This is a genomic window from Fodinisporobacter ferrooxydans (assembly GCF_022818495.1).
GTDB lineage: Bacteria > Bacillota > Bacilli > Tumebacillales > MYW30-H2 > Fodinisporobacter > Fodinisporobacter ferrooxydans.
The window spans coordinates 2,122,736-2,144,225 of the sequence record NZ_CP089291.1 but is presented as its reverse complement, the minus strand read 5'-3'; the positions used below and the strand labels follow the sequence as shown (position 1 = coordinate 2,144,225).

The window sequence follows — 21,490 nt, the reverse complement described above, 5'->3', positions numbered from 1 at the left end:
CCCCGTGGGGAATTCAATTTCCTCTGAGGCTGCTATTGCTTCCCGCCACGCCCTCCGCTATTCCCGTACTGTTTCAATTCCCCGTGGGGAATTCAATTTCCTCTGAGTTTTACCACAATCGCAACAACGCATATAAATCCCTCCTAGTTTCAATTCCCCGTGGGGAATTCAATTTCCTCTGAGTTCATGAATCCTCCAATAAACTTTTTGAATATTTTACGTTTCAATTCCCCGTGGGGAATTCAATTTCCTCTGAGGCACTTTCTGGTATATACAACTTACTCGAAGAAATGTAGTTTCAATTCCCCGTGGGGAATTCAATTTCCTCTGAGTAGGGGAGTACATAACGGAGCAATTGTACACAATTGTGGGTTTCAATTCCCCGTGGGGAATTCAATTTCCTCTGAGTGTGTTTGCGGTCGTAACACCATTGACACCACGAATCAGTTTCAATTCCCCGTGGGGAATTCAATTTCCTCTGAGTATATCATGTTTACTATTCATTTCCATTCCTCCTTTAATTTGTTTCAATTCCCCGTGGGGAATTCAATTTCCTCTGAGTTGGCTATCAACGCATGACAGACTCCATGAACCAAGTGTTTCAATTCCCCGTGGGGAATTCAATTTCCTCTGAGCGAAACAACTTGAAAGACAGCGATTTTGCGTTACCGAGTTTCAATTCCCCGTGGGGAATTCAATTTCCTCTGAGTGTTCAAGTTGCTATTGTTGCTTTAACGGGTTTTATAGTTTCAATTCCCCGTGGGGAATTCAATTTCCTCTGAGGTGGTGGGAGGTTACGTTGGATGGTGAATCATAGTTTGGTGGTTTCAATTCCCCGTGGGGAATTCAATTTCCTCTGAGGGTGCACCGCCACTCACGTACATGGGAGCTGTTTGATCGTTTCAATTCCCCGTGGGGAATTCAATTTCCTCTGAGTTAGAACTGGACCAATTGACTTATCAGCATATATATTTGCCGAGTTTCAATTCCCCGTGGGGAATTCAATTTCCTCTGAGTCATAGCACGAACTGCATTTGCTGCTACCCTACCCGCTGTTTCAATTCCCCGTGGGGAATTCAATTTCCTCTGAGTTTAGCACAATGGTAAAAATGGCTCCAATGTTTCCAAAGTTTCAATTCCCCGTGGGGAATTCAATTTCCTCTGAGATTTGATATCATTTGTCATACAAATCTGTGGCTAGTGAAGTTTCAATTCCCCGTGGGGAATTCAATTTCCTCTGAGGGCACCTGTTGCAAAGTCAGAACTGACAAGTATCTTTTCAACAATTTGCGAGCAACGGAAAATTAAACATAAATAATTGAGACAAGTATATCAAATAACTCCTAACAAATCCATTTAAATCAACATCCATTGACTTGCGAGCAACTCCGTGCTTTTTTGGACAGATTCGTTGCTCGCATTTTTAAATTCCATGTGTCTCTGGATCTATACATATAATGTGTCCAATTAAACGTAAAACCAATCTTCATCATCTAATACGGAGTAGGTCTTGCCTTCTCTAATTTCCTCCCCCCGACAACGTCCACACCTTGAATAATAAATCACGCTATCTTCTTTTAGATGAATCAATTTTGAGATGCGACGACGCAGCTTCAAAAGTGAATCGGGCTTTAGCTCGGCTTCAAAAACACTGTATTGTACGCGATACGCATAATCTTTCAGAGCTTTTACAACATGGTTTCTTCGTCTGTCATCTGCAATGTCATACACAATCACATAATGGGTTGTAAGATGTTTATCCATATTTGCACCTCATTTCACTTTTAACGGGATATAATTTGGAATCTCACCTGTTAACGTTTTTGCAAGAACGCGAACCTGCAATTCCATCATTCTTCGATACGTTACATGGTAATGAAAAACGGGATGCGTGATCTCCTGAGAAAGTCTTTGATCAAACAACTTATAAAACGTCTTTCTGGCTGAATCTTTTAATAAAATACTGTTCTCCCGCTGTTCAAAATCATCAGCGGCGAGAATTCTCTGATTGATTGCCCGCAACACGATGGAATCAACGATAACAGGTCGAAACTCTTCCATTAAATCTAAGGCGAGCGCAGGTCTTCCATATTGGGACTCATGCAAAAATCCAATATAAGGATCTAATCCAACTGCATAGACCAATGACTCAATCGATTTCGCTAGCAGCGAATAACCAAAGCTCAACAGAGCATTGACAGGATCTGTAGGTGGTCTTCGAATTCGGCCGGAAAACACAAAAGGAGGACGAATCCAATTCCGAAATAATGTGAAATATGCTTTTGTGCCAATCCCTTCCCATCCAAGAATCTCATCCCGATCCAATGTTGAGTTGAGCTTTTTTATAGCGTTTTCAATCTGTTTCATGCATGCTTCATATTGAGGAATATCTGACAGATCATCGTTTGGATCTTGCGTACTTTGTTCATTCCTTTCGTTCCATTCATGTATGTTTTTAGCGTTTCGAAGCATCATTACACGCATATTTTGCAATTTTCCTTTGGAAAATGAAGCTGCAATCTTCCAGCGTTCCGGCGACTGATGGATCTCAAACTGCCGAATTCTTTGCAAGCTATTTTTTGAAAAAGAGCCGATTACAGTCCCCACATATCGGCCGTTCGTATGCAAAAATGTTAATGGGATGCCTTCTGTCATCAATAAGCACTGTGCTTGCGTCGTCCATTGCACATTCGATAAACTAACAACTTCATCGACGCTGTCGATAGGTACCTCTCGCAAAACCTCTTTGTTTTTTGTAATCTTCAGGTGCCTTCCCTCTTTTTTGACATACGCGAATTCTTCATCTATATATAACACTCTCCCCAACCGGAAACTAGGTGTCGGGCGTACAAGACGCTGCTTGTTGGCCAAACTGTTTTCGCTGTTTTTCCCATCGATTTCACGCAGATACTCTACTTCTCCTGGCATACAGCGCGCTTGTAATGCACATCCGCCACACCTAGCATCATTGATTGGTTCCGGAACCCTATGTTCTCCAAGTATTTCTCGAGCCCTTTCAATTGTTTGCAAAACCAATTCCCGTAAATCTTCTGTGAAAAAGACTTTACGCCTTCGATGCGATGCATGATAGTACACATAACCAAAATCCATTATGGTTGCGGTCATGTCTTCATAAGCCATAGCTTGTGCACACAATTGCACATCGTCATTCTGATTCAACCGATACTCGCCCTTTTTAAACTCTACAATGCATGTTTCTTTTCCTGTTTCCAGTACATCCAAAATGCCTACGATACCTAACTGTTCTGAGCTGACATGAATGTGACGGGTTTGCATTCCGCTTTCCCGTTTAACTGATAACCGTTCTTCCCGCTTCTCATCGTCCCATTTGCCTTGCAACGTATGTTCATTGCTGTCGTCGACCCCTTCAGCCATTCGATAGTAAAAATTGCGCGGACAGTACAAAATTTCAGCAACTTGGGAAATAGGCAATAGATTTTCCGACATGATTTATTCTCCACCTTTTTTAAAATCTAGTACTACTATTGCCATATTTCTAATTCGATAGACATGATTATATGGATTAAAAATTCTCTCTGATTTCCAAATGCAAACAAATAAACCACCTAATATTAAAGGTGGCTCTAAACATTTGATTCTATAATACTCCGAAGAAAATTTTTGATTCGTTCCGTACTTTCAATCACTTTCTTTATATCATTTTCGTTTATGTCCATATGAAAGGGGGAATGAACTTGCGCTATATCTTTATTGTTCATACACACAGACTCCCTCATGGGCGATCATATGTTCCATTGTCGATTCTAAGTATGCCCGTTCGAGAAACTCATATTCGTCATAAACCAAAACATCAACTGGAATCGTTGCAACCTCGGCAATTCGAGACCGAATGGATCTTACAAGTTCTCTTTTTCCAGTATCTGTATTATTGATTACAATGCAAAGGTCAACATCACTGTTTTCGTTTGGTTCACCATACGCATATGAACCAAACAAATAGATCTTGTTCGCGGAGGTTACGTTGTTTATTTCTTGTATTAATTTCACCAATTGCTCTTGTATATGCATAATCACTCCATCAACCACCTTTCTGATTGAATGATTCATTATTGTTTTGACCAATTAATTCAATTTGCCCTAAGCCATAGTAGATTTATAACCGATACCCACATAGGAAGCAAATCGCAATAATGTTTGCATAAACCCTTTTGCATTGGACTCGTCTTGTTTTTCTTCTTTTGCCAATTTAAAATGCAACATGCATTCTTCCCAAGCCCATCGTTGTTTTATATCCTACACCAGAATACGTACCAAATTGAAACAATGCATGCGCCAACTTATCTTGGTAATAATTTGCATGCTTACTTCGTGTATATTGGATATTTCCAACACAACCAACAATCGGGTATTTATCAAATACTACTAGTTTGGTTTGCAATTGATAGCGACTTACTACAAATCGTTCTTCCCATTTTGTATCCATGTTCGTCGTCTTTACGGGACAAAATTCTTTCCAACGATTGTGCAATGATTGCAATACCAGTTCAGGTGAAGGATATAAAATCTGTACGCCTTCACGTCGAAAACTGGTCGGTGAAACAAACGTTACTTGAACTTGTTCATAGTCGCGGGAAAACGACTCTTCAATTAATTGTTCATACGTTTGTTTGCGTTTTACAGACATCTGATCAAATTTCACCCCTACTCTCCCGATCTCATAATCCTTACCCAACGCATGTGTTAAAGAGTCAGAAATCGAGTGGGAATATTGAGGAGAGAAAATACAAATCGAAGCGGATATCCGTTTTCCACTCGTCAAAACAGTTCCTTTTTTGGAAATGGCATCAATGGCAAACGGTTTGATCCGCATGTTATGAATTTGATCTGCTAGAGATGGACTTGTCACCTTTAAACGATGAAATAACCAGCCATGAATTGCCTCATTTATGTTTCCATTTCGCCTATGATCATGCAATACGGAAAAATTCAACTCAAGTTCTTGCAACAAAATATTTCAACTCTCTTTTGTAGTCTGTATTTGATCTGAATTTCTTAAATGAATTCCATCAGAAAATCGATAGGGTGCATCTGTAATCAAAAAAGAATTATATCGCCCATGAAATTTTACAATAGAATAGTTTCGTTCAATCTGGCGATATCTGGAGAAATTCAGTTGCAGTTTATGCTTGTGTAAGTATTTTCGGTACTTTTCTAATAAAATATTTATATCTTGTTCATTTGTATTTTCTTCTGTTATATTCCAATCATCGCGCTCTACGATTTCCTTAAAATCTGAAAACGCAAGGTTCTTGAAAAACTGGAGCGAATCATCAACAGAATCTTTGATTGCATCATATGGCAGGGTCGTACGCTTTTTCACCTGAATATCGCGAAAAGCAAATCCGCTCCCTCCATCGGATTGTGTGCTATCTTCGTCCCCAAATCGCTGCTGTACGGTTGCTCCAAATAAACAATCTTCCTCTATGCATTTTTTCATCTGGGAATGCGACAAAAGAGCCTCACCTTTATATACACGATTGATCCATTCACTTTCACGGGCGGCTGACATTCTCTGTTCATTCTCCATCGTCCGTTTTGTCCGTAGCAATACATGCTCGGACTCTCTCTTAAGAATTTCTGCACTTACATAAGGAAATAATGCATTTGAATCACCTTCGGGCAAATCTGCTACATACAGTGTAAACTCCAAATTTTCGATTCCTTTTTGATGAAGCTTTTCACATTGAGGACAATCACAAACATCCGTTAAACCAGACTTACCTTTCCGATGAAGGCGACCCGCCCTTTGGATCAAAGTATCACAAGGTGCAAGAGCGCTAATCATCAGGTCAGCCGATATATCTAGGCTAATCTCGGCAATTTGGGTTGTGATCAAAATGGTACCTCGAGATGCATCAAATGATTGGTCTCCTTCTACCCAAGTTCCATTCGACTGTTTAAACAATCGTTGAATCGATTGTTCTTTCCTCAAACGGTGAATCCGTGTAAATTCCGAATGATACAATACCACATTTTCGTCCGGAAACAAATGCTGGATCTTCCCATACATATTGACCGAATCTTGTACCAAATTCACATAAACAATTCTGCGCAAACCTCTTGAATTTTGGAGTATCTCTATTAATATGGGATGAACGTCATCCTCTGCAAAAATTGCACAAGACAACCGATTCAATTTATATCGATAATGATCCGTCACAGAATCTGTAAATTTGGCAGACCTCACTTTTCGATAGGTTTCCGGGATCTTCTCATAAAACGCCGCCTCGATAAAGTGAGGCAAAGTAGCAGTCATCAACAAATGTGAAATCTTAAGCTTTGTCATGACTTCACACATGTCCAAAATATTTCCCATACAAGTCTGATCGAATACATGCAATTCATCAAAAATAATCGCCGCTTGCTGAACGGCGCCAAACGTATAGTCTGCATATCGATAACAATGCAAAAAACTATACGCCAGATGATCGGCTGTTGTCACGACAATGGATTTTTGAAATACCAGCGAATCAAATAAAGGATCGGGGCGTCCCTGTTCATGAGGGTCCTCCATCTTGTTATCTACATCATGTTTCGATGCCAATTCCTCTTTTATATGTTCATAGAAAAATTCTGCATCTCCATGATAGATACCAACATGATCCTTTGGAATCCGATACGCTGTGATCAATTGTTGATATAACGCATTGGAAGTCGTTTGCGTCGGCATACAGATAATCAATCGATTGGCGTGGCCTTGCCGGATTTGGGAAAGTCCCCATCGTAAAGCGGCAAGCGTTTTGCCTTCTCCGCACGGAGCTTCGGCAATGACAAACGGACCGGCACCTTCCACATCTTCTTGGAATGGGCGTAAATCTTCACCTTCAATCGTTATGTCAGGCCATTCTCTATTCGACCATACTTTCAAATGCCGCTCCACTTTCTCCATATCAACCACTGCGTCATATTCTTTCTCTACATTGCCTGCAAGTTCAATATTTGCGATACGACTGGCCCATTTGTCTGCAGTACTGATCACCCAAGAAAATAAGGCAAACAATGATTTTATATACAGCTTTTTTGTCTTCGGACTAGTTCGTCCATACACTTGCTTTATATGCCGCATGCGATTGGAAATCACATTAGGAAGCAAATTTCCTTTAGCCGTCGAATCAAACAACATTTCCGTCCCGAAAAGATCAGGAATATCCTTGAGCTCTGGATATCCGACAGACAACTTTTGCTTGATTTCATTGAATCCATCTACATGAAACGGAATTGGGCCTTTCGTTGCAAGATTCGATTCGCCGCTATATGTATCATTGGTAAGCAATCCATGATGTGAGACACTTGCAAGCTTCATCAATTGCAAAGGAGATATATCCATATCCGGAAATAAGGACTGGATGACGGCAAACGAGTACGGTGTATGAGCGGGCAACTTTTTTTTTCCACTTTGATCCGATGAATGAATGGCTCTCTGCCATTCTTCCGTTAACTTTCCCGAATCGTGCAAGAAAACACCCATGATACATAATTTGCGAAAGACGGGGAATTCCAGATTGAATTCCCCGGGTAATCGTTTTAAAATCTTCTCCATTGTTACTTGATACTTCGTTAAAATATGCGTTGCTATAGTAAGGCAGTCTAAAATATGTCCTTCATACGTTTGGTTGTGCTTAGCAAGAAACAAATTGCACCACCCGATCTTTCACTTGATATCCTTCTATGGGTCTGTCTAGTTCAATTGTAGTGGGTTGATCAGGGATTTTATTGCCGACGGTTTCCACTTGCGGCATAAAATAAAACAATTCACGGTGGAGCACATCCGGTTGATACTCGTAGCGTACTGGCAGTTGAACCACTCGTGCTTCCGTTAGCATTTTCCCCAATTCAAATGGAACAATCGAATGAAATGTGCTGCTTTTTACCGGTATTGCCGAGTCTATTTTGATATCGTAAATTTCAACGAGATCATCCGATGCTCCAAGATACAGCGGCCGCTTCGGATCGCTAATACATTCCACAATATCAGTAAATCCTTGTGTATCCGGTGTATATACCATAACCTCGTAGGCAGGATAATAAATCCGCTCTTTTGATACAAGTGTCGATTGATACAGATACCTGGTTTCACTGGGATGTGCACGTTTATGAATCAGCGTAAGAGACTGATGCATCGATCCTTGCTGCAAAATCCCTTGGGCAAGCTGGATCTCCCAAGGCAGCGGCACATCCTGGGCGAATCCTAACGCATTCGCAATCAAACCTGTCCATGCTGTAAAAGGCGGCAGTGGATATGTAGGGTGTGTATTCACCGCCGTTTCTTTTCGAAACCCACACTCATATGGAACTTTTGCGCGAAAGGTCAATACGTCCAAAGTATCACCTACTCCACCAGAGCTTTTGCCTTTTCGAACGATTCCCTTACAGACAAGACAGGAAGGCCGGTAGTTCGCACTGCTTCTGCCATTTCCTCCCCATTTGTTATAACGCCCGGCGTATATGCAAACAATACTTGATCTCCGTCAAATTGTCTGTCTTGTATATAAGAAATGACTCGAGAGATATCCGCATTTCCTTCATCATCCAACAGCAGAACATCCAGACCGCGTTGATGATAGTGATCTTGAACAGAGAGAAACATGACTTCCGGAGCCAACGATACTGCGCCGCGAGCTTGTTTTGCAAAACCGGACAGCCGATATACTGCATCTAGCACAGCGTGCACTCGTTGTCTTCGTTGATCATCCGAAATATTCGCACTCTCTTGCCAATGAGAAAATTTTTCTTTTCTTCCATTGGCAATAAATACCGGCTTTTCCTGACGGCCAATATTGGCAATGTCGATACACATTCCTATACGATAGATATTTTCTGTTAATTGGATATTGGCAATCCTATTCTCCGCCGGATTCGCAGTAAACTGCAAAAGCAAATCTGTCGTCAAATCGACCGGTTTTGTTCCTAAGGCGGGTGTCACTTTTAATGGAGACCAACGCTTATCTGAAGTCCCTTTTGCGTTTTCGTCCAATTTTTCTGCGATCAGGTATCCGCGCAAATCACAAGCCCAACATGTTTCAATTTGACCACAAGGCGACTCGGGCAGACATTTCATGACTTCCCCATGTTCGCGCTGTAACGTTTCAAATAATGCATGCCGCACCGCTTGTCCGGAATTATAAGGATATTGATTTCCCCGGTACAGCTTTAATTGTGTCAGATTTCCGATCCCTTCTCCGGAATTCAGATTGCTCAGGTCAGCGCGAGCCAACCAATTCATGCCTATCGCTTTTTTCATTCTGTTATCTCCCCTTATTTCGATTGATGATCCCGTTGAAGTTTTTGAATCGCATATAAAGAAGCAAAAGATCCTAAATAGTTGGCAGCTTGGAGAAGGTTTTGATTTCCCACTTCGTTTAAAATTCGTTCCAGCCGCTCCGGCTTCAAATAAAGCCCTTTTTGATCATCCATCTGTTCGGATTGATCGAGTGTGTTTGACTCCTCTGATAGACCTGATCCATTTTTTTCCTTCTGATCTTTCTTGTCTTTCGATTGAGCGTAGGTTTGTTTGTAAATAACATTAAGACCTTGATTGATGAGGGAATGGAATTCACGCAATCCCCGCACTGTCGCCAGCTTCGTCATGAATGAGACATCATTTGAAAAATGAACGCCAAGTTGATATCCGAGTTTTTTTAGATCTTCTCTAAGCTCCGGAGTTAGCAGGTTTTGCTCCACGTTCGACATGACCTCCTTATAAAATTGTGGTAAAAACAACAAAATTGTCTTCGGAATTCTTGGATTTATAAATTTTGATCCCTGTTCTTCTTCAATTGTACCCCTATGCCATGCCAATATCGCTCGAGTCATCCGATTGATATTTTCTTCGATCATTGCTCTTGCCAATTCCTTGGTCCAATCTTCAGTAGATGCTTGAATGACATCCTCAAACATCGAGTATATTTTCCCGGAAGTATCTTTTAGATTGACAAAAAAATTAAATAGCCGCTCCGTTGTCGGGATAAATTGAAACGGCTTAAAATTCACATTTTGACCTTTTGAATACGGTATCACCCACCACCCTTGAATCGCACCAAAATCAACTTGGTTCGCAAAAACAAGTGCATCCAAATTTTCCGTTGTATTCCATGTTCGAAGCATTTTATAACAAATGGTAACAAGGGCTATATAAGGATCATCGTAATGAATCACGCGATTCGTTCTGATATTTGTCGTTTTCGACAAAAAATCCGCCTGATCGCTCTTATAAATGTTTTCATCCAACGCGTTTAACACAATTTCATATGTATCGGTTTTTGCAATTTGAGGCAATAAAATTACAGTCGAATCAGCTATGTAGTATGGAATAGCTTCGGTTACCGTTGCAAGTATGCAAACTAAGTTGCAAATATGACACATCATTCCGGGTACCGCATTTGTCGCATACCCTCTAATTTTTGTGTTGTGGTGTTGGTTGAAAAACGGGTTTCGAGATTGCACCATTTTAACTGGTTTTTTGACAGCCCTGCCGCAGATTTGGCAATAAGACGAGCCTTTTGTTTCTGTAAGATTTGAAAAAAACTGTTCTACAGATTCCTGCAGCCCACTTTGAAGTGTTGTTAAATCCTTTCTAAGACCAATAAATTGGCGTGCCAATTCTGCTTGTACGTTATCCGGTTTATTATTTTTCGCCAAATTTTCATAGAAACGGCTTTTTGCAGGATCCCGTTTGTCCGCATAATCAGTAGAGCGCTGTTTGACAGCATCAATATCTTCTTGCGTGACACGAAACGTCTGTTTGGGATCCGAAAATTCACTCGTATCATGTTTTTGCTTTCCAATCGCTTTCAGGATAACAGGAATTTGGACAAAGGCATTGGCTCGTATTCGCAACTCCTCAAATACGGCTTTTTGAATCTTTTGGGGATCGCCGTTCAATTCCAGACGATACTGTGTCTGATCATATGTTTGTTCCCGAATGATTTCCTCATCAAGATTCTCAAACAATTGCACTAATAGAGAAATCCCACGGTCATACCATGGGTCTCCAGTTAATGAAAGTTCTAATTTCAATGAGCAGCCTCCCTTCATTTCAATCATTTTCCTTTCCTGTTAAGTATTCCACAATATTTTCCATTTACCTTTTTGTTAGCCGATAATTTTTGACCATAATTTCACTAAAATTTGAATGGCTCCATACCGAATTTCAATATCAACTACAGAAAATCTTTGGGAAATTACAATAGCTACAATAATTATCCCAATTTCTAATAAGGGCAAATTTTTCATGAGAATCACTCCTATTTAACTTAGGAGTAAGTTTTCCTAATAATCAAAATTTATTAAACAAAATTTTAACTAAGTAACTGAATATTAAAATTAAGAAGAATCAAATTGCTCACCAAAAACCCAAAACAAAATTTAACTACGTAACATTTCAATTCCCCACGGGGAATTCAATAAATTTGATTAAATTGGTGAGCATACATGTAATTTTATCCAGTTATGCTTTTTAAAATACATAACTTCTGGGATTACATTTGCCAAATCATTAACAAGCAAAAACACCATGGCAATAACCATGGTGTTTACATACCCATTCTTCAATTACTAAGTGCAGTTCTCTTTCTTTTCAAGCCTCCAACATTACTGATAAATCTCGCTGCCGGCTTTACGGAATTCGTTCGCTTTCTCTTCCATTCCTTTATTGATCGCTTCTTCTGAATCCAGACCTTTTGCCGCCGCGTATTCACGGATATCTTGCGTAATCCGCATGCTGCAGAATTTCGGACCGCACATCGAGCAAAAATGGGCTGTTTTTGCTGGTTCTGCCGGCAAAGTTTCATCATGGTATTCGATCGCTCTTTCCGGATCAAGGGAAAGATTGAACTGATCGCGCCAACGGAATTCAAAACGCGCTTTGGAAAGAGCATCGTCCCGTTGTTGTGCGCCAGGATGTCCTTTGGCAAGATCTGCTGCATGTGCAGCAATCTTGTATGTGATGACACCTTCCCGAACGTCGTTCTTGTTCGGAAGTCCGAGATGTTCCTTCGGTGTCACATAGCAAAGCATCGCTGTTCCGAACCAGCCGATCATGGCAGCGCCGATCGCTGATGTGATGTGATCATATCCCGGAGCAATATCTGTCGTAAGCGGTCCTAATGTATAAAAAGGCGCTTCATGGCAGATTTCCAATTGAAGATCCATGTTTTCTTTGATCTTATGCATCGGAACATGCCCCGGACCTTCAATCATCACTTGCACATCATGCGCCCAGGCAATCTTCGTCAACTCGCCCAATGTTTTCAATTCTGCAAATTGCGCCTCATCATTGGCATCAGCAATGGAGCCTGGACGTAATCCATCACCCAAAGAGAACGCCACGTCATATGTCTTCATGATTTCGCAAATTTCTTCAAAGTGCGTATACAGGAAGCTCTCTTGATGGTGAGCAAGACACCATGCTGCCATGATCGAACCGCCGCGGGAAACGATTCCGGTCACACGCTTTGCCGTCAACGGTACGTAGCGCAAAAGAACGCCCGCATGGATCGTGAAATAATCCACACCTTGCTCCGCCTGCTCGATTAACGTGTCGCGATACACTTCCCAGCTTAAGTCTTCCACGACGCCCCCTACTTTTTCGAGCGCTTGATAGAGTGGAACCGTTCCAACAGGGACGGGGGAATTGCGAATAATCCACTCGCGGGTCGTATGAATATTTTTCCCAGTGGAAAGATCCATGATCGTATCTGCGCCCCAGCGGGTTGCCCATGTCATTTTCTCGACTTCTTCTTCAATCGATGAAGTAACAGCGGAATTCCCAATATTCGCATTGATTTTCACCAGAAAATTGCGTCCGATAATCATTGGCTCACTTTCCGGGTGGTTGATATTGGAAGGGATGATGGCACGACCGCTCGCTACTTCATCACGGACAAATTCTGGGGATAGTTGCTCGCGGATTGCGATAAATTCCATTTCCGGTGTAATAATGCCTTTGCGGGCATAATGCAGCTGTGTCACGTTTTTACCGGATTTTGCCCGCAATGGTCGGCGATTCAAGCCCGGGAAGACTTCCCGATTCGCTCGCGGGTCATTTTCACTGTATCCGTTGTCTTCGGCCTTTACTTCACGCCCCTCGTATTCTTCAACATCCTCCCGCTCCAGAATCCAATTGCGGCGGATCGGTGCGACTCCTTTTCGAATATCAACGGCAAATTCAGGATCCGTATAAGGACCGCTTGTATCGTAAACGCGAACAGGATCATTTTCAACGACACCGGAAGTTGTTGTAGAAGGCTCCAGCGCGATTTCCCGCATTGGCACTTTGAGATCGGATCTCGTACCTTGCACATATACTTTTTTGCTTCCTGGAAATGCTGATTTTAAATCGATGTTTGTTGTGCTTTCCACTTGTTTAGTCACTCTTAAATCTTCCCTTCTCTTATAGAGGTTTTTCAAATCCAACATGGCCTTATGGACACCACATGATATGAAAATGTTATTTTCGCATAAAAAGCGGTTACAACTCCACTGCGTCTTACTTAACCACTTTTTAACACGCACGTATAAAAATGTAAGGTCCATGACTGGCAGCAGCATTTTCATTGACGAAACAAAAAACCGGATCCTTCGTGAATAAGGACCCGGTTGACTGCAGATCATTGAATGATCCACCTGTATGTATGCCAACTACTTGCCTCCGCTGGTATGATCCAGATCAGGTCCTGAGGGTCGAGAAGTTTCCTGGCATTTCTCTCTCAGCCCAAGCTCATGGGCACCCCTAGTAGCAAAAAACATATAGTATTTGTAATACCTTAACGATATCGCAGAAACGATGTCGTGTAAAGATATTTTTGATCACTTTGATATGTTCGATGATTCGATTAAAGGGTAGATTGCAAAAACATGTCTGCAACATCCTTCCAGCTATTGACCCGCGTATATCCAGTCACATGTAAATTATGTGGAGCTGTATACAGAATCCCTTGTCCTTTGAAACGCGTAAAATGCCTTGGACTGTCATCAATCAAATAATCTGCATGGATAATGCTTTTATCGCCGCAAAACACGATATGGCTATCTGGTATAAACGGAAAATGTTCGTTTAACCATTCATATTTTTCCGTAAATGATGTTGGGACTTCCATTGCAGCCGTAGTAATAAAGATTTCGTAATGCTTGCTTAATTCTCGAATCACTTCCTGAGAATGCTCCATGACCTTTAATTCTTTAAAAAATTTAGGAATCTTGTATAATTCCTGTACTTGTATTCCACACTTTGCCACTTCCCGCAGTTTTTTACCATACAAATCCTTTTCTGTCAAACAGTCATCATATTGTTTGTTATAATAATCAAGCAAACTTACAAGCGTATCTGCAATCACTTGATCCATATCGATGGCAATTCGTTTGTTCAATTGATTCACTCCTGTTATGCCATGTGCTTGGTTTCATCAGAAAACGCATCAATGATGGGTAACGTGATGCGCACAGTCGTACCATGACAATATTGGCTTTTGAACTGAATGGTCCCCTTATGATTTTCAATAATTTTCTGTGACACCATGAGTCCCAAGCCAGTACCTTTTTCTTTCGTTGTATAGAAAGGTTCTCCAATTTTATCTAAAATTGCTTCAGGTATGCCTTTACCCGTATCAATACACTCGATCAATACTTGATCATCTTCCTGTTTTTTTACCAGAATCTTAAGAAATCCTCCATTTGGCATGGCATCAATCGCATTTTTCATAATATTTACAAGTACTTGCTTAATCTGATGCTCATTGCAGCATACAAGGGGCAAACCTTGATCGACCTGACATTCCATTTGAACATTATTGAGAATGGCTTGCATTTCCAATAACGCAATCACATTTTCAATGATTTCGGGAAGGTTTATCCGCTTAAAATCGGACACTTGCGGTTTGGCCAATACCAGCAGTTCGCTGCAAATCCACTCAATCCGCTTTAATTCACTTTGCATAATCGAGTAATAATTTTGGTGTTTTTCCTCCCGTGCGGTGGATTGGAGCAGTTGAATGAAACCTTTTAACGATGTCAATGGGTTGCGAATCTCATGGGCAAGTCCGGCAGCCAATTGACCAATGACGGAAAGTTTTTCCGATTTTCCCAAGAGCTCTTCTGTCTGCTTTTGCAGCGTGATATCCTTGACGATTGCAAACATGCCTGTTAGCTTCTCATGAATATAGATTGGGACAAGTGTATAACAAACGGCAATAATACGTCCATCTTTATGTTTGAAAAGACCCTCCTGGTTTTTCATGAATCCGCCTCTGAGCGTATTTTGTATAAACGCATCTCTTGAGTCACTGGAATTCGGCATCGAGTACAAAAGATCCGCCAATGACAACTGATTTAACTCTTCGACTGAAAATCCCAAAATTTCTACAAAAGCAGGATTCGCTCCGGTGATCTTGCCACTTAACTCAAAGGAACAAACGCCGTCCGGATTGTGATCGTTCAGCGATTTAAAACGTTGTTCACTTTCTTCCAAACGCAACAGTGTTTCGTTCCATTCTGTAATATCCTGTACAATTCCGAAAAATCTTTGCGGCCTGCCATCTTCCAAAAATTCAACAGTGCCAATGGATTTTACTTTTCGCAGCATCCCATCCGGCCGTTGTATCTGATACTCTATTTGAAAACATCCTGTCCGCAATGCATCCGTAATCGATTGCATGACTTTTGGCAAATCTTCCTTCATAATACTCGAAAAAAGGAACGAATCCATTGTGAATGCTCTTGTCTTCTCAATTCCCCAAATACGATAGGCTTCGTCCGAGATGTAGATTTCGTCTGTAATCAAATTCCAATCCCAATGGCCCAAATGTGCAATCTGCTGTGCGTTTCTGAGATTGTTGCGACTTCTTCTTAATGACTCTTCAACCTTTACCCGTTCCGTTATATCCCTGCCGATGCCGACAATTTTCTCGACAATACCTGATTCATTGTAGATTAATTTGACTGATGACTCGCACCAAAGAAACGTGTTATTTTTATGGCGAACTCGATATACAAATCGATCGATTTCTTTTCCATTGAATGCTTGTTGAAACATTTCATCCAGTTTCTGTCGATCATCTTCATGATAGTAATCGTTTAAATTGTGTCCGATGACTTCCTCCGGTTGATATCCGAGCAACGGAAATACGGATGGAGAAATATATTCACAAATCCCATCAGCAGTACAGTAGCAGATAATGTCTTTTACATTTTCCGCTATCAATTTACATTGCTGTTCCGTTGCTTTTAGCCGCTGTTCCATCTGTTTGCGTGATGTAATATCCTGAACAATGCCAGTCAAGTGCAAATAGCCTTCTTGATCATAAACCGCTTCCCGTTTGGAATGAAGATAACACTCCGTCCCGTCTGGCCGAAGTATGCGAAACTCAATCTCCAATGGAATTGAATCCGCTTGTTTGAACGAGTTGCCAAACATTTTCCGATCCTCTGGATGGACTAATTTTAAAAGTTCCTTAAGCTTTAAGGGACTCGCCGCCGGTTGCAATCCAAGAATTTGATAGAATTGCGGTGTAATATAATAGTGTTGGTGTTGAAAATCGTACTCCCATACTCCGATATTTGCCAGTCGTTGAACCTGTTTGAATCGATCTTCCAATGTATTTGAAAATGTTGTCATTTGAATGTTTGAAGTTGTAGACAAAGCCATCACCAGTCTTACCATCTAGAAATTTACATACATTTCAAAACCGAACGTCTTTCCTCTTTGAAAATTCGAAAAATTCGCAAGATATCTTTCTGTACAAGACTACTATACCATGTTTCGATAGTAAAAAATACTTTTAAAACGCATTACATCGGAGCATGTTCAGGAAAATCGCCGTTTCAATGTTTCAGGTCCATCCATGGCAATGACGATCCGGAACGTCCCGGAATTATGTGTTGAGATTTTCAAAAAAATTTAATCCACCATAAATTGTTATTAAAATTTCCTGACATTTTAAGCTTGAATATTTCGCAAGAAAAAAATATTATAGTATGTAGCAAGTAATATCTATGTATTTTTAGAAAATTATATTCAATTACAAAAATTTTTTATTTTCAGGGGGGTTATTTGATTGAAAAAAGCAAGTGTATTGATTAGTACCGTCTTGTTAAGCGCTTCATTGGTCGGTTGCGGAAGTGCAGCCAATAATTCTTCCAATTCCGGCAGTTCAAGCGGCGCCGGCAATTCGGCAGCCGGCAGCGACACGATTCATGTAGCTGCTGATACGACTTTCCCGCCGTTTGAGACAGAGAAAAACGGACAAGTTACCGGTTTTGACATTGACATGATCAATGCCATTGCAAAGCAAGAACATTTGAAAGTGGATTTAAAAACGATGGACTTTAAAGGTCTGATTCCAGCTTTACAAGCAGATCAAATCGATGTTGCTGTTGCAGGGATTACAATCAAGTCCAGCCGCGAAAAAGTGGTAAACTTTTCAAATGCATACTATAAGTCCGGTTTATCCATTTTGGTAAAATCCAATTCCACTGTTAAAAGTTTAGATGATCTTAAAGGTAAAATCGTCGCGACAAAGAAAGGTACTTCCTCTGTCGATATTTTGAATAAACACGGCGGCATCACTGTCAAACAGTTTGACAACATCGACGATGCATACAATGAATTGGAAAACGGCGGCGCACAAGCGGTTGTTTTCGATAATCCCGTAAACTTGAACTTTATGAGTTCACATAAAGACGTGAAAACGGTCGGCGGCCTTTTGACGGGTGAATATTACGGCATCGCCGTTCGCAAAGATAATGCCGATTTGTTAAAGAAAATTAACGATGGTTTAAAGAAAATCCAAGCCGATGGCGAATATGCACAGTTATTCAAGAAATACTTTGGCGATGATAAAAACGGACAAGTGTCGAAAGTTGTGTCCCCTGATTCTGTAGCAATTCACGATTAATGAATCAAACAATCAAAAAACGAACAAAATACGATCAATCCATTGATCGGTATATCCCAAGTTTAAAAAAGAAAACGGCGTAGCGTAGATTTTTTACCTACGCCATTTTTTCTGATATATGATGTGCAAAAAGGAGTACGTTTATGGAAAATTTAAAAATTATTTTCGATGCCATGCCACAACTGCTTCATGGCTTGGTATTTACCATCCAATATTCGATTTTGGGTGTTTTATTTGCTTCCGTAATCGGATTGATCGCTGCATTTATGAAACTATCGAGCCTTCGAATCCTACGTCTTATCAGTAATATCTATGTGGAGATATTTCGCGGAACGCCTTTGCTTGTACAAATTTTGTTTATCTACTCCGGTTTGCCATTAGTATTGCCATTGCACAAATGGTTCGGAGAGGGATATTTGCTTGTTGCGGCAACTTGTGCGCTTGCTTTTAATGAAGGTGCTTATATTACCGAAATTATACGTGCCGGTATATTATCCATCGACCGCGGTCAAAAAGAAGCTGCCCAAAGTATCGGAATGAATGGTTTTCAAACGATGTTTTACATTATCCTGCCGCAAGCATTTAAACGAATGATCCCGCCGCTCGTCAATCAATTTGCGCAAACAATCAAGGATACTTCCCTGCTCTCTGTCATTTCTGTCGCGGAATTGATTTACGCCGGTGAAATTATTATCGCACAAACATTCCAGGCTTTCCAGATCTGGGCAGGCGTTGCAATTCTTTACTTTATCCTGATCTTCGCACTGACTCGTTTTGCTGCTTATTTGGAAAGGAGATTGCAAATTGATCGCCGTTAAAAATCTGACAAAATCCTTTGGCCATCATGAAGTATTAAAAGATATCAACGCACATATCGAAAAAAATGAAGTCGTTGTAGTGATCGGACCGTCCGGCAGTGGAAAAAGTACATTTTTACGCTGTCTGAACGGTCTGGAAACGGTTAGCGGCGGCTCGATTACAATTGTCGGCATGGAATTAACCAATCCCAAAACAGACATTACAAAATTGCGGCAGCGAGTTGGCATGGTATTTCAGCGTTTTAATCTGTTTCATCATTTAACTGTATTGGAAAACATCACAATTGGTCCAAGAAAAGTATTAAAAATGCAAAAAGAAGAAAGTGAGCAATTGGCTCATTCCCTTTTAAAAAAGGTGGGACTTGCCGATAAAGCTGCCAGCTACCCGGATCAGCTGTCTGGCGGTCAACAACAGCGTGTAGCGATCGCCCGCGCCCTTGCCATGAAACCGGAAGTCATGTTATTTGACGAGCCTACCTCCGCACTGGATCCGGAAATGGTCGGGGAAGTTCTTCAGGTCATGAAAGATTTGGCAAAAGAGGGAATGACCATGTGTGTGGTTACACACGAAATGGGATTCGCACGGGAAGTCGGCGACCGCATTCTCTTTATGGATCAGGGATATGTAGTGGAAGAAGGTACCCCTGAGCAAATCTTCAGCAACACAAGAGAAGAACGGACAAAGGCGTTTCTTAGCAAGATTTTATAATTGGAATACCCAAACAACAAAAAATAGTCAATGAATCCCTACATCTAATCTGTAAGCATTCATTGACTATCCTTCCCATCGTGTATCGCGCTATACATCAAACGCTCATTTATCAAAAAACGCTTTTTCGTCAAAAAATTGGGAAGTGGAGATAAGCGGGCTCGAACCGCCGACCTTTGCACTGCCAGTGCAACGCTCTCCCAGCTGAGCTATATCCCCGTCTTTCGTATCTTATCATAAGGAGGCAAGGATCTCAACACAGATTTCGAAGATTTCGAATGAATCTCACTTTTCCCATCATCGATCACCACTACAGTTTTATCACCAAACAAATGATCTAACCATTCCATCGATAAACACCCCTTTGCGTAATATAATATTACATATTAATAAATTTCGGGGGGGAGACACACTTTCACGTGCCTCCATTTTGGGAATACATCTATAAACAGCAGGATTTATGCACTGTTTATGTAATAAATTCTAACATAAAAATAACATAAGTCAAGACTATACATCATTTTTACGTTTACTCAATTGCACGCAAATCTTTTAAACGCCAAAGGAAACAAATTTTGTCTCAAGAAATCCTTCCATTGCGTAATACCCGCCCTCACGGCCAATTCCACTTTCTTTAAATCCGCCAAACGGAGCTTGTGTTTGCGTAGGTGCGCCGTCATTGATTCCGACAATCCCGTATTCCAAGGATTCCGCCATTCGGAAACAACGACTATTGTTCTGAGTATACACATAAGCAGCCAAGCCATAATTCGAGTCATTGGCCAACTCGATTACTTCATCTTCATCTTTAAATGGAATGATCGGAACTACCGGTCCGAAGGTTTCTTCATTATATATCTTCATTTCATTTGTAATATTGACAATAACCGTGGGTTCCACATAAAAACCGTTTGCGTATTCCCCTTCGGTTAAGCGGTTGCCGCCATAAACAATGTATCCGCCTTTGTCTTTGGCATCTTGAATATGATCCAAAACTTTACTGAGACCTTTTTCATTTACAAGCGGTCCAATCTCCGTATCCTTGTTTCTGCCGTCCCCAATCTTTGACCGTTTTAAACGCTCCACTAATTTTTCGGTGCAGGAATCCAGAACAGATTCATGTACATAAAGACGATTGGTACAAATACACATTTGACCGGATGTACGATACTTGCTTTCAAATAAACCCTCTACGGCAGCATCTAAATTTGCATCGTCAAAAATGATGAATGGAGCATGACCACCCAATTCCATGCTCACTCGTTTCACATGTTTTGCCGCACCTTCCATGAGCAATTTTCCGACACGAGTCGATCCGGTAAATGCAATTTTGCGCACTTTCGTATTTTCCATAAATTCTTGCCCTACAGATTCCGGATGTCCGATGACAAGATTGACAACTCCTTTCGGAAAACCGGCTTGTTCAATCAGCTCAAACAACCGGATCGCGCTTAAAGGAGTACTTTCAGCCGGTTTCAACACAACGGTACAACCTGCCGCCAAAGCGGGTGCAATCTTGCGCGCCACCATATTTACCGGGAAATTCCATGGGGTAATCGCGGCCACGACGCCAACCGGTTGGTGAATGACCATGATCCGTTTATTCGGAAGGGAAGATGGTATTGTTTCACCATACACCCGTTTCGCCTCTTCTGCATACCACATGAAATTATCTGCTGCCCCTAATACTTCACCTTTTGCTTCACGCAGCGGTTTTCCCATTTCAGCCGAGATGATTCCCGCTAAATTGTCGCGATCCTGTCGCACCAACTCATAAAGATTGTACAGATACTTGGAACGTTCTCTGGCAGTTGCTTTTGACCATGTTCGAAACGCTTGATGTGCGGCATCAATGGCCTTCGCTGCATCTCTTCCATCACCGAAACTGACCACACCAACCTGCTCGGAAGTGGCAGGATTGATTACTTCCAGCGTTTCTCCGCTTACCGCTGCTACCCATTGTCCGTCAATAAACATCATTTTTGCATCCATATTTGTTAGCTCCCCTTATGAAATAGTGTTTCCCCGACCCA

Annotated in this window: 18 protein-coding genes, 1 tRNA gene, 1 CRISPR repeat array and 1 riboswitch (1 of these 21 only partly in view); of the genes, 3 read left to right on the top strand and 16 right to left on the bottom strand. The window is 41.2% G+C overall.

Going from position 1 to position 21,490, the window contains the following annotated elements:
* A CRISPR array of direct repeats spans positions 1 to 1,242; the repeat unit is 37 nt; unit sequence GTTTCAATTCCCCGTGGGGAATTCAATTTCCTCTGAG (it extends 4,243 nt beyond the left edge of the window).
* Positions 1,243 to 1,467: 225 nt separating this feature from the next.
* The 13 genes from cas2 to LSG31_RS10280 form a co-directional block, all read right to left on the bottom strand.
* On the bottom strand, positions 1,468 to 1,764 hold the full coding sequence (gene cas2, locus LSG31_RS10340; RefSeq protein ID WP_347439176.1) for a CRISPR-associated endonuclease Cas2: 297 nt from the start codon (positions 1,762 to 1,764) through the stop codon (positions 1,468 to 1,470).
* A gap of 9 nt (positions 1,765 to 1,773) precedes the next feature.
* A complete protein-coding gene (cas1, locus tag LSG31_RS10335; protein ID WP_347439175.1) occupies positions 1,774 to 3,468 on the bottom strand; it encodes a CRISPR-associated endonuclease Cas1 in 1,695 nt (564 codons plus the stop codon).
* Positions 3,469 to 3,729: 261 nt separating this feature from the next.
* Positions 3,730 to 4,050, bottom strand: a complete 321-nt coding sequence (locus tag LSG31_RS10330; RefSeq protein WP_347439486.1) for a nucleotidyltransferase domain-containing protein — start codon at positions 4,048 to 4,050, stop codon at positions 3,730 to 3,732.
* Between the two features lie 69 nt (positions 4,051 to 4,119).
* Positions 4,120 to 4,242, bottom strand: coding sequence for a hypothetical protein (locus LSG31_RS10325; RefSeq protein ID WP_347439174.1), 123 nt, complete (start codon positions 4,240 to 4,242; stop codon positions 4,120 to 4,122).
* Entirely contained in the window at positions 4,229 to 4,990 is a 762-nt protein-coding gene (cas6, locus tag LSG31_RS10320) for a CRISPR system precrRNA processing endoribonuclease RAMP protein Cas6 (RefSeq protein WP_347439173.1), read from the bottom strand. Before cas6 ends, LSG31_RS10325 begins: the two co-directional genes overlap by 14 nt.
* Positions 4,991 to 4,996: 6 nt before the next feature.
* On the bottom strand, positions 4,997 to 7,675 hold the full coding sequence (gene cas3, locus LSG31_RS10315; protein WP_347439172.1) for a CRISPR-associated helicase Cas3': 2,679 nt from the start codon (positions 7,673 to 7,675) through the stop codon (positions 4,997 to 4,999).
* On the bottom strand, positions 7,662 to 8,363 hold the full coding sequence (gene cas5, locus LSG31_RS10310) for a CRISPR-associated protein Cas5 (protein WP_347439171.1): 702 nt from the start codon (positions 8,361 to 8,363) through the stop codon (positions 7,662 to 7,664). The genes cas3 and cas5 overlap by 14 nt, the downstream gene beginning before the upstream one ends.
* A gap of 8 nt (positions 8,364 to 8,371) precedes the next feature.
* Entirely contained in the window at positions 8,372 to 9,283 is a 912-nt protein-coding gene (gene cas7i / locus LSG31_RS10305) for a type I-B CRISPR-associated protein Cas7/Cst2/DevR (protein WP_347439170.1), read from the bottom strand.
* A gap of 14 nt (positions 9,284 to 9,297) precedes the next feature.
* On the bottom strand, positions 9,298 to 11,058 hold the full coding sequence (locus tag LSG31_RS10300; protein ID WP_347439169.1) for a hypothetical protein: 1,761 nt from the start codon (positions 11,056 to 11,058) through the stop codon (positions 9,298 to 9,300).
* 75 nt (positions 11,059 to 11,133) lie between these two features.
* Positions 11,134 to 11,274 (bottom strand): hypothetical protein, encoded by a 141-nt coding sequence (locus LSG31_RS10295; protein ID WP_347439168.1) that lies wholly within the window; start codon positions 11,272 to 11,274, stop codon positions 11,134 to 11,136.
* Between the two features lie 357 nt (positions 11,275 to 11,631).
* On the bottom strand, positions 11,632 to 13,413 hold the full coding sequence (gene thiC / locus LSG31_RS10290; RefSeq protein WP_347439167.1) for a phosphomethylpyrimidine synthase ThiC: 1,782 nt from the start codon (positions 13,411 to 13,413) through the stop codon (positions 11,632 to 11,634).
* A 255-nt stretch (positions 13,414 to 13,668) separates the two neighbouring features.
* Positions 13,669 to 13,783: riboswitch (TPP riboswitch) on the bottom strand.
* 91 nt (positions 13,784 to 13,874) lie between these two features.
* Positions 13,875 to 14,408 carry a 5' nucleotidase, NT5C type gene (locus LSG31_RS10285; protein ID WP_347439166.1) on the bottom strand — a complete coding sequence of 178 codons (534 nt, stop codon included), beginning with the start codon at positions 14,406 to 14,408 and terminating at the stop codon, positions 13,875 to 13,877.
* Positions 14,409 to 14,422: 14 nt separating this feature from the next.
* A complete protein-coding gene (locus tag LSG31_RS10280) occupies positions 14,423 to 16,681 on the bottom strand; it encodes a PAS domain-containing sensor histidine kinase (RefSeq protein WP_347439485.1) in 2,259 nt (752 codons plus the stop codon).
* Between the two features lie 409 nt (positions 16,682 to 17,090).
* Here LSG31_RS10280 and LSG31_RS10275 point away from each other — a divergent pair, with 409 nt between their 5' ends.
* From LSG31_RS10275 to LSG31_RS10265, 3 genes are all read left to right on the top strand, one after another.
* Entirely contained in the window at positions 17,091 to 17,930 is an 840-nt protein-coding gene (locus LSG31_RS10275) for a basic amino acid ABC transporter substrate-binding protein (RefSeq protein ID WP_347439165.1), read from the top strand.
* Between the two features lie 143 nt (positions 17,931 to 18,073).
* Entirely contained in the window at positions 18,074 to 18,748 is a 675-nt protein-coding gene (locus LSG31_RS10270) for an amino acid ABC transporter permease (RefSeq protein ID WP_347439164.1), read from the top strand.
* The gene (locus LSG31_RS10265) at positions 18,735 to 19,457 is read left to right on the top strand and encodes an amino acid ABC transporter ATP-binding protein (RefSeq protein WP_347439163.1); all 723 of its coding nucleotides are present in this window, start codon (positions 18,735 to 18,737) and stop codon (positions 19,455 to 19,457) included. Before LSG31_RS10270 ends, LSG31_RS10265 begins: the two co-directional genes overlap by 14 nt.
* Positions 19,458 to 19,603: 146 nt before the next feature.
* On the opposite strand, the gene LSG31_RS10260 is transcribed toward LSG31_RS10265, so the two are convergent.
* The 3 genes from LSG31_RS10260 to LSG31_RS10250 all read right to left on the bottom strand — a co-directional run bounded on the left by LSG31_RS10260 (position 19,604) and on the right by LSG31_RS10250 (position 21,449).
* Positions 19,604 to 19,676 (bottom strand) — tRNA-Ala (locus tag LSG31_RS10260).
* Positions 19,667 to 19,807, bottom strand: coding sequence for a hypothetical protein (locus LSG31_RS10255; RefSeq protein ID WP_347439162.1), 141 nt, complete (start codon positions 19,805 to 19,807; stop codon positions 19,667 to 19,669). Before LSG31_RS10255 ends, LSG31_RS10260 begins: the two co-directional genes overlap by 10 nt.
* Positions 19,808 to 20,009: 202 nt before the next feature.
* Positions 20,010 to 21,449: an NAD-dependent succinate-semialdehyde dehydrogenase gene (locus tag LSG31_RS10250; RefSeq protein ID WP_347439161.1), complete on the bottom strand. Its 1,440-nt coding sequence runs from the start codon at positions 21,447 to 21,449 to the stop codon at positions 20,010 to 20,012.
* Positions 21,450 to 21,490 lie beyond the last annotated feature (41 nt).

Coding starts and splice junctions, on each gene's coding strand:
- LSG31_RS10270 (WP_347439164.1), top strand. CDS start 18,074: ATGGAAAATTTAAAAATTATTTTCGATGCCATGCCACAACTGCTTCAT.
- cas2 (WP_347439176.1), bottom strand. CDS start 1,764: ATGGATAAACATCTTACAACCCATTATGTGATTGTGTATGACATTGCA.
- LSG31_RS10255 (WP_347439162.1), bottom strand. CDS start 19,807: ATGGAATGGTTAGATCATTTGTTTGGTGATAAAACTGTAGTGGTGATC.
- LSG31_RS10280 (WP_347439485.1), bottom strand. CDS start 16,681: ATGGCTTTGTCTACAACTTCAAACATTCAAATGACAACATTTTCAAAT.
- LSG31_RS10250 (WP_347439161.1), bottom strand. CDS start 21,449: ATGGATGCAAAAATGATGTTTATTGACGGACAATGGGTAGCAGCGGTA.
- LSG31_RS10330 (WP_347439486.1), bottom strand. CDS start 4,050: ATGCATATACAAGAGCAATTGGTGAAATTAATACAAGAAATAAACAAC.
- LSG31_RS10295 (WP_347439168.1), bottom strand. CDS start 11,274: ATGAAAAATTTGCCCTTATTAGAAATTGGGATAATTATTGTAGCTATT.
- LSG31_RS10325 (WP_347439174.1), bottom strand. CDS start 4,242: ATGTTGCATTTTAAATTGGCAAAAGAAGAAAAACAAGACGAGTCCAAT.
- cas1 (WP_347439175.1), bottom strand. CDS start 3,468: ATGTCGGAAAATCTATTGCCTATTTCCCAAGTTGCTGAAATTTTGTAC.
- cas7i (WP_347439170.1), bottom strand. CDS start 9,283: ATGAAAAAAGCGATAGGCATGAATTGGTTGGCTCGCGCTGACCTGAGC.